Consider the following 13,829-nt stretch of genomic DNA (forward strand, 5'->3'; position numbering starts at 1 on the left):
TGCAAATATTTGACAATAAAAAAATTAAAATTGAGTAATCATAGTGTTTTATATTTTTGTTAGTTTGATTATTGTTATTATAGCTCTCCTTTTCTGCTATCTCTATTATGAAATAAAAATACATAACACTAAAAAAATAAATAATAATCTGCAAATAATGCTCGCTGTTAAAACTTATGATAATGACTTAATTAACATAATAAAAGATGATGATGTTAAAGGAATAATAATTAACATAGCTGACATTAATACAATTGAAAAACTAATAAAAAATATAAAAGAAAATCTAAACAAAAAAATATTCATAGCATTAGATGAAGATTATAAGCCTACGCATAATTTATTTTTTAACCAGCACTTTAAGGTTTATCAAAGCTATATTGGTGAGAGGCAAAGCGAAACTTATGCCTACAATATTGCTAAAAAAAGAGCGTCCACTCTTAAAGATATTGGCGTTAATATGTTTTTATCTCCTGTGGTAAATACTCTCTGTAATGAAAAATCTCATCTAAAAGAGCATATCTTCAGCGGCGATAAACAAATTGCTTCAAAGTTAATATCTCAAACAATTAAGGCGTATAAAGACAGTGGCGTTCTCACCGCCGCAAAATATTTTCCAAAATACTATAATGATGAGTTATATATAGAAGATAATATAAAAAATGTTGAAAATATAATCGACTCAAAACAAACATTTTTGTCGGCAATAGAAAGCGACTTTTTTGTGATGAGCCATATTAAAAATGAAAAATTATACAGAGATTATCTTTTTAATAGCCTTCATTTTAAAGGCGTTGTAATGAGTGATTATATTAATAAATATTCTCTTATAAATACTAATTTGCTTAATGTTATTGATTATAGGTTTTATAAAGCAAACAGGCTAAAGATAAAAAATATTAAAACAGAGGATAGTGAATTATGCGTAAAAATTTCAAAGTTGTTAAATCGATTATAATTTTATTTAGTGTTATGATTATTGGCTTACTTATTAATTCTTGCACAAAAAAAAGACAGCATCACAGAAGATGAAAAATATATTTTGGAATTGAAAAAAAAATATTCTTATTTGTCTAACTATATAGATGAAGTTAATAGTATGAGCATTGAAGAGAGGAGAGGGCTTCTTACTATGGTGGGCATCACTGACACAGTATTAAGCAAAGAGACCATAAAGACATTAAAAGATAATCATGTTTCTGGAGTTATACTTTTTAATTACAACATAGTAGACGAGGAACAATTAAAAAAACTCACATCAGATTTAAAGAAATATGTTAACAAAAATATGTTAATTTCTATAGACGAAGAAGGAGGCGAAGTCTTTAGAATACCTTTCGACAAATACAAAGACATTTCAGCCAAAATGATAGGCGACAGCAACAGCATTGAATATGCATACAACATAGCATATAACAAAGCAAAGTTTCTAAAAGATATGGGTATTAATATGATACTTGGTCCGTTATGCGATGTGCCAAGCAACAAAGATTCTTATATATACAATAGAAGCTTTTCTACAAATGTTGAGATGGTTTCAAAGATGGTGGAAGCTACAATAAAAGCTCAGAAAGATGCCGGTATTATAAGCGTTGTTAAGCATTTTCCTGGTCATGGGGACACTGCTGTTAATTCGCATAGTGAGTTTCCTATTATAGATAAAACTTTAGAAGAGCTTAAAAATAAAGAATTAATACCTTTTCAAAAGGCTATAGATTTGGGTGCTGAGATGGTTTTAGTTTCGCATATAAAAAATAAATATATAGATGATACACTTCCTGCTAGCATGTCAGAAAAGTATAGAAAGTTACTTGAGGAAGATATGGGTTTTAAAGGGGTGATTATTACAGATGACCTCGTTATGACAGGAAAGATTGAGAGCACTATCAATTACGGTATAAATCTTACAAGCAATATTTATAAGAATGTAAAAGAGATGTTTAGAAATATAGAACCAGATATAATTTCATGTGCTAAGGTATTAAAGATAATGAGAGAAAATACCTAACACACAAAATTATTATTTAGTTATTAATTAGCTTTTTTCTTTTTTCTGTTGCTGTTTGGATTTCTTTTATAAGTAAGAGTAGAATCTAATCCTTTAGCAACGAATTCATTTATTATGTTTACTACGGTATGATATGTTACATTATATTGTTTAGCGATATCAGTATGTGTAAGCCCAGTGTTTTTTTTATCATCTAAAGCTAATATAATGTTTGCTCTTGATATCAACCTTTTAGATTTACCTTCATTTTTAATAAAGTCTTTAATCTTTTGTTTTTCTTCCTCTTTTAAAGATATTATGTGTTTAGTAGTTATACTCATTTTTTAAACCTCCAATTTTAATACTAAAACAGCTAATTTTAAAAAAGATATTGTTTAAGCTAAAAATTATTTTTTAACTTAAATACATATAACATAAAAACACAAAGAAAAATATAAAAATACCATTTAATTCATATCATATTTTAAGGGGACAATATAACACATTATAAAAAAATATCAATATGAAAAAGAATTAGTTCCCTAATATATGAAATATTATTCTATTTTATATGTCCAATAATGCAAAATTTACCTCCTTATATGTTTTTTTCATACCCCTCAAATAATATAAACATGTATTTTTGGTATTATGTAAAAAGTTTTCATCGTTTATAGAAGATAAATTTATATTAATATTTACTATAGAACATTTTGCCGCAGCATATAGTATTGTATATGCACATACTATATCGCTTATAACGCCCTCATTGCCATATTTGTGAATTATCTCAAAATGCTCTAATAACTCATAACAGCTTTTAAGCGTTTGAAGAGGAGGCTCTAATGCTTTTTTTGCTGCCTCAGAGATAGCATTTTTTCTTATTTCTTTTTGTTCATCGGTATCTTTAGGCAATTTGTATGCGTCCATAATTAATTGAAACATATCAGCATCTTTATCTACAATTTCTATTAACTGAGATTTTATTTGTTTTATATTTTCTACAGCATTATTGAAAGCAATTTGTTTTTCTGTTTCTAATTCTTTAAACTTTTTTTTGTTTACGGTGAGATGAGCGACCATTCCAGCCAAAGCACAAGCCAAGCTAGCAACAACAGCAGTAACGCTTCCGCCACCAGGAGCAGGCAATGATGAATCTACATCATTAATATAATCTAACACGCTTTTGTTTATGAGCTTTTCCATTTTCAAAAATCTCCTTAAAAGTTTTTTAATGTTTTTTTGTGATGCGGTTAATAATTTATTAGAGAGTTCAATATACTAAAGATTTTATATTTTGTCAAAAATATTTTTTAAGTTTTCTATTCAACTTTTTCCCGCCTTCGCACCAAAGGCACTTCCTACGGTCGCTTTGCGGACTTCGTCAAAGTTTTTACCCTTCGGGCACGCTTCGCGAAAGTGCATATACTATAGCTAATATTTTTTTGAATATATAAATCTGAAATAATGTTTATATTTTTCTATCTACCTAAAAAGATATATTTTATTAAATTGCAGTCTTTTTGGTTCTTTGTGCCAATACCGAAGGTACTTCCTACGGTCGCCCTGAAGGACTCCCTTCGGTCGCAAAAGAACTGGGGGTACTGCACGGTGTGTGCTTCGCAAGGGGCTAGTCTCCGCAAACAATAAAAAATCTAAAAAATATTTTGACAAATTTCAATTTTTTAATATACACTAAAACAAATGTATTTTATTAACTTATGTATATTATATAAATGTTATCAACTTTTTTGTCGCTCTCGCTGTGCGGACTTCGTCAAAAAGTTGCAAAAAACGCAAGTGTTTTAGCTTTATATTTTGGAATATATAAAACAATATTTATATTTTGTCTATACATAAAAAGTTAGGCTTCATTAAATGCAGTTCTTCGCGAAGCGTATCCGAAGGATATAAGGTTCTTTTATACCAATACCGAAAGGTACCTACTTGGTAAAAGAAGTGGGGTGCGTACCCTAAGGGTACGCTTCGCAGGGGCAAAGCCCTGCAAATAATTTATAATTAAAAACTAGAATTTTAGACAATATAAAAATCTTTAGTATATAATAAATACAATAACTCTCACTTCCTCTTTAAGTGCTTAAACTGCTCCTTGGTTGCTTCTATTATCTCGTCTAATGTCATGTTTTCTCTGCCTAACTCTCTTTCTAATTCCTCCATCTTTTTACTCTCTTCAAGCAATGCTTTTTCTCTCTCCCTTTTTTGTTTCTGTAGTATTCTTGCTCTTTCTAATAATTGCTCTTCTGTATAATAGGGCTTTATGAGTTTTTCTTTGTCTCCCTCTCTTAAATAGATTTTTAAAAAACTTAAAAAATCAAGCCATAATGTTGGTATGTTGTTTTTATCTTTTGCTTTTAATTTGGCATATTTAATACACTCTCTCCAATCATACTTTCTCTCGTTAAAAATCTTTAATAATAGCTCTTGTTTTTCTTTACTCTTAAAACCGTATAACTCAGAGATTTTGGAAGCATTGTTGTAAGTAAAATTATTAAATACTTGGCATAATTCTAATACAAAAGAATCAAACTCTGAGAGAAGAAAATTACTATTAATTATATTATTATTTGTATTATTAATTATATTATTATATTTAACTTTTTCTTTAATACCATCTAAGCAATTTTGATTATACTCTTTTATATTATTTGATAAATCTGTATCATCATTTAATTTAATTCTATTAACTAATTTTATTTTTGCTAATGAGAAAGCATCATCATTTTTATTAGTATTATTATTTTTATTAATATCTTCTTTATACTCTTGAATGTTTATATTAATTTCTTCATTGTTAGTGATTTCTTCATTGTTTTTTAATTCTTCATTTTCTAACTTTTCATTCTTTTTATTTAATTCTTCGCTTTCTAATTTTTTATTTTCAAGATTATTTATATATATCTTTCTCTTGTCTACGTTCTTCTCTTTTATATCATAAACAACCCTTATATAATTATGCTCTTTTAGTTCTGATATGCATCTCGATATGCTTACATTGCTCATAGAATACAAATTAGCAAAATAGGCATTTGTGGCAAAACAGTAGCCTTTCTCATTGCTGAGGGCTGTAATCTCTCCGTATATTAGTCTTGTGAGAGGGCTTAATCTTTTATCGTATCTAACGTTTGCGGGTATTATGGCATAATAATTTTTTTTGTCTTTATTATTATTATTATTATTATTATTCATTATAAAAACACCTCTAATAAATTTTCTTTATACTAAATTCAATTTTTATAATGATTTATAAGCTTAATTTGCTGGATTTTATGATTTTTTGTAAATTTTTTTCTAATTTTTATTATAATTAATATGGTTTTATTACGATTTTTAATTGTTAAGTATAAAAAGTATAGTTTATAGAGTAAACTGTAAACAAATAGTAAAAAAATGTAAATAAATATTGACATTTCTTGATAATTTTTGTATATTATAGTTAGGGAGTTTATTATTGATGGCTAAAAGATATTCACTTCTAATTATCGTTTTTGTAATGCTATCTTCTGTATTATTTGCCGATGATTGGATGCTTCCTGCTTCTGCATTGCCAAAAAAAGCACAGGACTTTATTGCTTCAGCCTATCCGGGTGTTACAATATGGAAGGTTGAGCGTGATGACGGAAAGTTTGAGGTGGATTTATCTAATGGTGTTTCTATAGACTTTTTTATGAATGGCGATTGGAAGAGCATTGACGGTGAATATATGGGAGTTCCTAAAAGTGTGCTTCCTGCCAATATAGCGAATGTAGTTGAGAAGACTTATCCTTCATCTATAATCATAGAAATAGAGAAAGAGTGGGGTAATTACAAAGTAAAGCTCAATAATATGATGGAATTATATATTTCAGCAGATGGTCAATTAATGGGTCAGAAATTCGACGACTAAAAAAATTATTATTAAATAAAATGTAAGTGTTCTAACTTTATCTTTTTGAATATATAAAATAATATATATTTTGTTATATGTAAAAAGCTATAATTTATTAAATGCAGTTATTTTGGTTCTTTTATACCAATACCGAGTAGGTGCCTTGCCTACGGCACGCAGAGCGTCGGCAAAAGAACTTGGGTGCTGCACGGTGTCTGCTTCGTTAAGGGCAAAGCCCTGCAAATAAAAAACATAAAAATTTTTAGTATACATCAAAAAATATAACTTCACCCATCTTGCGAAATTATATAGTCGCTAGCACTGTAAAGAGAACCTATCACCAATGCTGGTATATTCTTCTCCTTAGATATCTTTTTCATCTCTTCTACTGCCAAGTCAAAACTCTCTATATGATACACATTCTCTTTTTCTCTTAAATATTCATAAGTCTTAAAACTGTCAGAATCTTTATACTTTGTCTTAGCAGAACTTATTATAATAATATCTTTGTTTTCTTTTAATACCTCGCACATTCCGCCTACATCTTTTTCGCTTATAGGAGCAAATAATATCACAACACTATCATACCATTTATAAATAGTCTTTAATATTCTGCTTAATGATTTAGCATTATGAGCACCATCTACTATAATGTCTGGATTTCTCTCTATAAAAGTTAATCTCGCCTTTATATTAAAATTACGAAGTGAGTCTATTGCTTTTTTTATATTTTCTTTTTTGCTTTCTAATAGTGTAAAAGCTTTGAATGATAATGCTATATTTTCGCTTTGATGTTCTCCTAAAAGTGTGGTTGTAAAATGATATTTATTTTCTTTTTCTATATAATCAAACTCTAATATTTCACTTGTGTTTTTTATGATATTAGAATAAAAATCTTTACCAAATGTATATAGTGTGCTATTTTTTTCTTTTGACACATTTTCTATTATTTCAATAGAGTTTTTCTCTTGCATTGCTGATATTACTATAGAATTATTTTTTATAATGCCAGCCTTTTGATAAGTTATCTCTTCTATGGTGTTTCCTAATATATCAACATGGTCATAAGAGATAGAAGTTAATATACTAATAGAAGAGTTTACAATATTAGTACAGTCAAACCTCCCCCCGATGCCAACCTCTATACAAGCATAATCTACTTTGTTAATAAAAAAGTAATAAAGCCCTATTATAGTAAAAAACTCAAAAACGGTTATACTCTCATCAAGTTTATTTTCTTCTATTACATTCTTTATCTTTTTTACTATAGAAATAAAATCATTCTCGCTAATCCATTCATCATTAATAGATATTCTCTCTCTTTCGTTTATGATGTGCGGAGATATAAAAGCACCTGTTTTGTAATTGCACGCACTAAGCATATGAGCCAAACTCAAAGTAGCAGAGCCTTTTCCTTTTGTGCCTGTAATGTGTATTATTTTGAAGTTTTGTTTATAGCCTAATATATTTAAGATATTTTCTACATTGCTTATATGATTATTATTTTTTTTATGAAGATTTTTTTTATTCATAAAAGAGTATAGATAATCTAAAGCGTCATTAATATTTTCCATATTGAAGTTTTCCGTTTTGTCATAAAAATATGCTATATATATACTGAAAAAATTGAAGTTTGTCAACTGCGAGCCTTACCCTTCTGGTACGCTTCGCGAAGAACTGCATTTAATTCAATCAACCTTTAGGTATAAACAAAAAATATTATTTTATATTTTATAGATATTCATACATATAAAGTAAAAAACATTTGCACTTTTTGCAACTTTGACGAAGTCCGCAAAGCGAAGGCGGGAAAAAGTTGAAAAAAAATTACATAACAAAATATAGTTATTTAACTACATACTAAAAATTTTTAAGCTTTTAAAAGTATTTTTATTTTGCAGGGCTTTGCCCCGCACCCCAGTTCTTTTACCAAGTAGGTACCTTTCGGTATTGGTATAAAAGAACCAAAAGAACTGCATTTAATAAAACATAGCTTTTTATGTATACGAAAACATAGATATTATTTTATATATTCCAAATATAAAGCTAAAAACGCTCGCACTTTTTGGTTCTTTGACGAAGTCCGCACCGCGTAAGCTGCGGGAAAAAGAACAATAAAAAAATTAATAAAATATAATCACTAATATATACTAAAAAAATTGAAGTTTGTCAACTGCGAGCCTTACCCTTCGGGTACGCTTCGCGAAAGTGCTAGTGTTTTAGCTTTTTGGAATATATAAAATAATATCTATATTTTATTACAACTAAAAAAGATATACTCCTCCATGCCTTTTGGTTATAAATAATTATAAAACATAAGTATTTGATATAATTCTATAATAATTTAAACTACTAATAAGTCTTGACATTGGAGCATACTCTAATGCTATAATTAAAACAAAAAAGACTAGGGGCTTAAATTATGACAATAGCTGAAGTAAGCAAAAAGACAGATTTATCAACCGACACTTTGAGGTATTATGAGAGAATAGGGCTTATACCAGAAGTGGAGAGAACCGAAAGCGGTATACGAAATTATACTGATTATGATATAGGCTGGATAGAGTTTGCTAAATGTATGCGAAGTGCCGGCATGGGTATAGAGTCATTGATAGAATATATAAAACTCTACAACAAAGGCGATGCTACAATAGAGGCTAGAAAGCAATTATTATTAGACCAAAGAGATATAATAGAAAGTAAAATTAATGAGCTTAAAGAGACTTTAGAAAAATTAAATTACAAAATAAATAATTATGATACAAAGATGAGAGAGTGTGAAATAAAATTATCAAAGAGATGATAAATAAAGAGGATAAAAATGAAAATACTATTAAGCTTTTTAATTTTTATAATGACAGCATGCAATTCTATTTATGGAGATAGTTCTGCTATGATGAACACTTTAAATAATTATGTTAATTTAAAAATAAACAACAAAGAATACAAGTTAATATTGTATGATAATGACACGGCAAGAGATTTTCTAAAAATGCTTCCATTAACTATTACAATGAATGATTTAAACAGCAATGAAAAATATTATAATTTAAGTTCAGCACTTACAACAAAAAGTGAAAGGGTAGGCAGTATAAAAAGAGGCGACTTTATGTTATACGGCAATAATTGTTTGGTTTTGTTTTATGAAAGCTTTTCAACATCATACAGCTACACTAAAATTGGATATATAGAAAATACAGACGGCTTAAAAGATTCACTTGGAAGGGGAAGCATAGAAATAACTTTTAGTGCGAACTAGTTTTTGAAACTTAATTTAAAAAAAATTAAGTTCATAAAATAAGTTCATGCATAAAAGAGGATTTTTCAAGGAGTTTTATATGAAAAAAGTAAAATTAAGTAATGGGCTTGAAATGCCTATACTAGGTTTTGGTGTTTTTCAAATACCAGATTATGAGGAATGTAAGAAGTCGGTACTGGATGCAATTGAGGCAGGATACAGATTAATAGACACAGCATCAGCATATAACAATGAAAAGGCAGTTGGAGACGCCATAAAAGAAAGCGGAATTGATAGAAAAGAATTATTCATCACTACAAAATTATGGATAAGCGACAGCGGTTATGATAATGCTAAAAAGGCTTTTGAAGTTTCTATGAATAAGCTTAATTTAGATTATTTGGATTTATATTTGATACATCAGCCTTTTGGGGATTATTACGGCTCTTGGAGGGCTATGGAAGATTTGTATAACGAAGGAAAGATTAAAGCTATAGGGGTTTGCAATTTTTATCCTGATAGATTATTAGATTTTGTTATGCATAATAAAACAGCTCCTATGGTTAATCAAATTGAAACGCATCCATTCTTTCAAAGGGAAGAGGACAATAAACTTATGAAAGAGTATAATATTCAAATAGAGTCTTGGGGACCATTTGCTGAGGGCAGGAATAATATGTTTACTAATGAGGTTCTTAAAAAAATAGCAAGTAAACATAATAAAACAGTTGCTCAGGTTATATTAAATTGGCTTATAAAGAGAGATGTTGTTGTGATACCTAAGAGCGTACACAAAGAGAGGATTGTAGAAAACTTTAATGTGTTTGATTTTGAGTTGGACGATAATGACATGAAAGAAATTTCCAAACTAGACACTAAGCAGAGTTTATTTTTATCGCACACAGATATTGAGACAGTGAAATATTTATGCAATTATAAGATTTAGTATTTTTTATTATTATATTGATTTCATTCTTGAATAGCTTCAGTAAAAGTATTAAATCATACTAATTATTTTAATATAGAATAAATTATTTTAAATAAAAAAATAGCCTTTTTGCTTCTTTGTGGCAACAAAAGAAGTGGGGTCTGGGGCAAAGCCCCAGATATAAAATATAACTGTATCTTATTTTTATGCATGATAAGTGCATTGTTTATAAAAGGACTAATAATGAAAAATACTTTTATAACTTTATTACTAATCTTTATAACATCAATAAACATAAAAGCAGAGGCTAATAATATGAAAGGCAATTTTAACTTCAATACAAAAACTGTTACACTAAATAATGGTTATGAAATACCTCTAAATGGAATAGGCACATACAGCTTATTAAATGAGGTTTGCTACAACTCTGTGCTTTATGCTTTACAAAATGGGGTAAGATTAATTGACACGGCTTATATATACCGCAATGAAGAGGAGGTTGCAAGAGCTGTGAGAGATTCTAAGATTGATAGAAAAGATATTTTTGTTATTACAAAGCTATATCCTAATCAGTATAATGATGCAGAAAATGCCATAAATGAAGCGTTAAAAAAATTAGGCTATATTGATATGATGCTTCTTCATCACCCGGGAAATAATGATGTTGAAGCGTATAAGGCAATAGAGAAAGCTGTAAAAGAAGGAAAGATAAAATCTATTGGTCTTTCTAATTGGTATATAAAAGAATTAAAAGAGTTCTTGCCAAAAATAAATATTATGCCTGCTTTGGTTCAAAATGAGATACACCCATATTATCAGGATACTGAAGTTGTAGAATATATTCAAAGTTTGGGGATAGCTGTTCAAGCATGGTATCCATTGGGGGGAAGAGGTCATCAAAGAGAGCTTTTAAATGATAGTGTATTAAAAGAGATAGCTAAAAAGCATAATAAGTCAGTTGCTCAAATTATATTAAGATGGCATTTACAGAGGGGAGTTATTGTAATACCCGGTTCAAGCAATAGGGCTCATATAATAGAAAATACAGAATTATATGATTTTGAATTGAGCGATGATGAGATGAGAAAAATATCAAAACTTAACCGCAATGAAAAGTATGATTGGTATTAATAAAAATTATGTAAACAAATAATAATAATAAGGAGTTATTAATATGCAAAAAAGAAAACTTGGAGATTTGGAAGTTTCGGCCGTTGGTTTAGGGTGTATGGGTTATGGTGTAGTGTATGATGAGAATTATGATAAAAAACAATTAATATCCGTTATACATGAAGCTATAGAATTAGGCATTAATTTTTTTGACACAGCAGAAGCTTATGGTCCATACAAAAACGAGGAGATTGTAGGGGAAGCATTAGAGGGCATAAGAGATAAAGTTGTAATAGCTACAAAGTGCGGAATAAAAACTGTAAATGGAAAGCCTATGTTAGACGGCAGAAAAGAGACTATAATATCATCAGTAGAAGGTTCATTAAAAAGACTGAAAACTGATTATATTGATTTGTATTATCTTCATAGAGTTGACCCTAACACTCCTATTGAAGAAGCTGCAGACACAATGAAAGAATTAATAAAAGAAGGTAAAATTAAACATTGGGGCATTTCAGAGGCAGGAGCAAACAGCATAAAAAAAAGCTAATGAAGTATGCAAACTCACAGCCATACAAAGCGAATATTCTATGATTTGGAGAGAGCCGGAAAAAGAGATTATACCATTATTAGAAGAATTAAATATTGGTTTTGTGCCTTTTTCACCGCTTGGCAAAGGTTTTTTAACAGGCAAGCTTAACAGCGAGTTTTCAAAGAATGATTTTAGAAGCTCTATACCAAGATTTCAAAAAGAGAACTTTGATAAAAACAAATCATTGATTGATATTTTGGAAGAGATTGCTAAAGCCAAAAATGTATCAAAGGCTCAAATAGCATTAGCTTGGGTACTTCATCAAAAGCCTTTTATAGTGCCTATATTTGGAGCAAGCAAGATAGAGAGATTAAAAGAGAATGCATATTCTGTTAATGTGGATTTTAGTAAGGAGGAATTAAATAAGATAAATGAAGCGATATCACAAATAACAATAGAGGGCGACAGGTATCCGAAGGAGCATATGGAGATAGTAGGAAAATAATTTTATAAGTTTTAGATTTATTTGAAAACAGATTAATAAATATTTATATTTTGTATATACATAAAAAGCTATACTTTATTAAATGCAGTCCTTTTGCTTCTTTGGGTCACCAAAAGAAGTGGGGGTGTGGGGGCAACGCCACCACAAATAACAAAAAATTATTGTTCTTTTCCTTCAACTACGCTTTACGGATTTTGTCAAAGAACCAAAAAGGCTGCATGTTTATTATAATTAATTATACACTTTTTGAATATTAAATAATTTTATCAAGCAGTTTTGAAGTAAGTCTATTAAATAAAAAAATAACAGGAGCTCATGATGAAAATATTGATAGCTTATTATTCGCATTCAGCAAACACTAAAAAACTTGCTGATACAATAGCAAAAATTATAAAAGAAGAATCACAAAATGTACAAATAGACTTTTTTAATACAGAGCCTGAAAAAGCATATTCGCCAAACTACAGCACCGTATTAAACGAAGCTAAAAGAGATATAAACAGCGGTTACAAACCAAAATTAAAAAACACCATAAAGAGCATAGATGATTATGATATTATATTTGCAGGAAGTCCTAATTGGTGGAACACAATGGCTCCTCCGTTAAATACGTTTTTGAACAGTTTTGACTTTTCTAATAAAATAATAATGCCTTTCTGTACGCATGGAGGCGGAGGGTGTGGAAGCATTAAAAGAGATATAGAAAAAGAATCAAAGTCTAAACAAGTAGGTAAAATATTAAGCGTATATGGAAGCTCTGCGTCAAGTTCTGAGAGTGAAATAAGAAAATGGATTAAGGATATATTTGTAAAAATAAAATATACCTAAACAATTATAATTTGTTAAAAATTAAAGTTATATTTTATTTTGATAACTGGGGCTTTGCCCCAGACCCCACTTCTTTTGCGACCGTAGGAAGTGCCTTCGGTATTGCCACAAAGAAGCAAAAAGGCTATTTTTTAGCTAAAATATATAGTTTTATTCTATATTTTGAACATTATTAGTACAGTTTAATACTAATTTTATATTTGCACTTTTTGGTTCTTTTTGCGGCGGGAAAAAGAACAAGAAAAAGATTGAAAAAGTTAAAAATTTTTAGTATAACAAAAAGGAGAAAATAAAATGCCAGATTATAAATATCAAAAATCACCAGAAAAAACTATATTCATAAAAAATGGAGAAGGCAAAAAGTTTAAAGGAGCCAAAGAATATTTTACAGGCGATGTTGAAGTAGAGATTCTCACAGAGCCTAATGAAGACTCGCATTTTTCTGTAGCCTATGTAACATTTGAGCCAGGTGCAAGAACAGCATGGCATACACACCCTTGCGGTCAGCACTTAATAGTAGTTGAAGGAATAGGGCTCACACAAGAAGAGGGTGGAGAAGTTTTAGAGTTTCACAAAGGAGAGGCATTATACTGCCCTAAAGATAAAAAGCATTGGCATGGAGCTTCACCGGATTGCAAAATGAAGCATATTGCTATAACAGGCGATAAAGACGGAAATAATGTAACTTGGTTAGAGCATGTTACAGATGAAGAATATAATGCTTATAAAAAGAATAGATAAGTTTTTATATTTATAAGATTTTTTATTTTATTGTTTGTGGGGGCTAGTCCCTGCAAATAATAAAAATAAATAAA

The 13,829-nt window shown here is 29.2% G+C and carries 15 protein-coding genes; 11 read left to right on the forward strand and 4 right to left on the reverse strand.

Annotation, left to right across the window (positions count from 1 at the left end):
- The first annotated feature begins 43 nt into the window (after window positions 1-43).
- Window positions 44-958 (forward strand): glycoside hydrolase family 3 N-terminal domain-containing protein, encoded by a 915-nt coding sequence (locus BPP43_RS11270; protein WP_015275002.1) that lies wholly within the window; start codon window positions 44-46, stop codon window positions 956-958.
- Window positions 959-979: 21 nt separating this feature from the next.
- On the forward strand, window positions 980-2,008 hold the full coding sequence (locus BPP43_RS11275; protein ID WP_015275003.1) for a glycoside hydrolase family 3 N-terminal domain-containing protein: 1,029 nt from the start codon (window positions 980-982) through the stop codon (window positions 2,006-2,008).
- Between the two features lie 23 nt (window positions 2,009-2,031).
- Here the strand turns inward: BPP43_RS11275 and BPP43_RS11280 are convergent, their stop codons facing one another.
- The 3 genes from BPP43_RS11280 to BPP43_RS11290 all read right to left on the reverse strand — a co-directional run bounded on the left by BPP43_RS11280 (window position 2,032) and on the right by BPP43_RS11290 (window position 5,194).
- A complete protein-coding gene (locus BPP43_RS11280; protein ID WP_013243580.1) occupies window positions 2,032-2,328 on the reverse strand; it encodes a helix-turn-helix domain-containing protein in 297 nt (98 codons plus the stop codon).
- A gap of 226 nt (window positions 2,329-2,554) precedes the next feature.
- Window positions 2,555-3,193 carry a cyclodeaminase/cyclohydrolase family protein gene (locus BPP43_RS11285; RefSeq protein WP_013243579.1) on the reverse strand — a complete coding sequence of 213 codons (639 nt, stop codon included), beginning with the start codon at window positions 3,191-3,193 and terminating at the stop codon, window positions 2,555-2,557.
- 873 nt (window positions 3,194-4,066) lie between these two features.
- Window positions 4,067-5,194 carry a helix-turn-helix domain-containing protein gene (locus BPP43_RS11290; RefSeq protein WP_015275004.1) on the reverse strand — a complete coding sequence of 376 codons (1,128 nt, stop codon included), beginning with the start codon at window positions 5,192-5,194 and terminating at the stop codon, window positions 4,067-4,069.
- Window positions 5,195-5,459: 265 nt separating this feature from the next.
- Here BPP43_RS11290 and BPP43_RS11295 point away from each other — a divergent pair, with 265 nt between their 5' ends.
- A complete protein-coding gene (locus BPP43_RS11295; protein ID WP_013243577.1) occupies window positions 5,460-5,891 on the forward strand; it encodes a PepSY-like domain-containing protein in 432 nt (143 codons plus the stop codon).
- A gap of 269 nt (window positions 5,892-6,160) precedes the next feature.
- Here BPP43_RS11295 and BPP43_RS11300 read toward each other — a convergent pair whose 3' ends face one another.
- On the reverse strand, window positions 6,161-7,447 hold the full coding sequence (locus BPP43_RS11300) for a bifunctional folylpolyglutamate synthase/dihydrofolate synthase (RefSeq protein WP_015275006.1): 1,287 nt from the start codon (window positions 7,445-7,447) through the stop codon (window positions 6,161-6,163).
- An 848-nt stretch (window positions 7,448-8,295) separates the two neighbouring features.
- On the opposite strand from BPP43_RS11300, the gene BPP43_RS11305 reads away from it, so the two are divergent.
- The 8 genes from BPP43_RS11305 (at window position 8,296) to BPP43_RS11335 (ending at window position 13,755) form a co-directional block, all read left to right on the forward strand.
- Complete coding sequence (locus BPP43_RS11305; RefSeq protein WP_013243575.1) at window positions 8,296-8,676, forward strand: MerR family transcriptional regulator; 381 nt, start codon at window positions 8,296-8,298, stop codon at window positions 8,674-8,676.
- Between the two features lie 18 nt (window positions 8,677-8,694).
- Window positions 8,695-9,132: a cyclophilin-like fold protein gene (locus BPP43_RS11310; protein ID WP_015275007.1), complete on the forward strand. Its 438-nt coding sequence runs from the start codon at window positions 8,695-8,697 to the stop codon at window positions 9,130-9,132.
- 79 nt (window positions 9,133-9,211) lie between these two features.
- The gene (locus BPP43_RS11315; protein WP_015275008.1) at window positions 9,212-10,057 is read left to right on the forward strand and encodes an aldo/keto reductase; all 846 of its coding nucleotides are present in this window, start codon (window positions 9,212-9,214) and stop codon (window positions 10,055-10,057) included.
- 225 nt (window positions 10,058-10,282) lie between these two features.
- Entirely contained in the window at window positions 10,283-11,170 is an 888-nt protein-coding gene (locus BPP43_RS11320; protein WP_015275009.1) for an aldo/keto reductase, read from the forward strand.
- A gap of 43 nt (window positions 11,171-11,213) precedes the next feature.
- Window positions 11,214-11,699, forward strand: coding sequence for an aldo/keto reductase (locus BPP43_RS12790; protein WP_252832333.1), 486 nt, complete (start codon window positions 11,214-11,216; stop codon window positions 11,697-11,699).
- A gap of 40 nt (window positions 11,700-11,739) precedes the next feature.
- Window positions 11,740-12,186: an aldo/keto reductase gene (locus BPP43_RS12795; RefSeq protein ID WP_252832334.1), complete on the forward strand. Its 447-nt coding sequence runs from the start codon at window positions 11,740-11,742 to the stop codon at window positions 12,184-12,186.
- 318 nt (window positions 12,187-12,504) lie between these two features.
- Window positions 12,505-13,014 (forward strand): flavodoxin, encoded by a 510-nt coding sequence (locus BPP43_RS11330; protein WP_015275010.1) that lies wholly within the window; start codon window positions 12,505-12,507, stop codon window positions 13,012-13,014.
- 294 nt (window positions 13,015-13,308) lie between these two features.
- Window positions 13,309-13,755: a (R)-mandelonitrile lyase gene (locus tag BPP43_RS11335; RefSeq protein WP_015275011.1), complete on the forward strand. Its 447-nt coding sequence runs from the start codon at window positions 13,309-13,311 to the stop codon at window positions 13,753-13,755.
- Window positions 13,756-13,829 lie beyond the last annotated feature (74 nt).

The sequence above is a fragment of the Brachyspira pilosicoli P43/6/78 genome, assembly GCF_000325665.1.
GTDB classification, from domain to species: Bacteria; Spirochaetota; Brachyspiria; order Brachyspirales; family Brachyspiraceae; genus Brachyspira; species Brachyspira pilosicoli.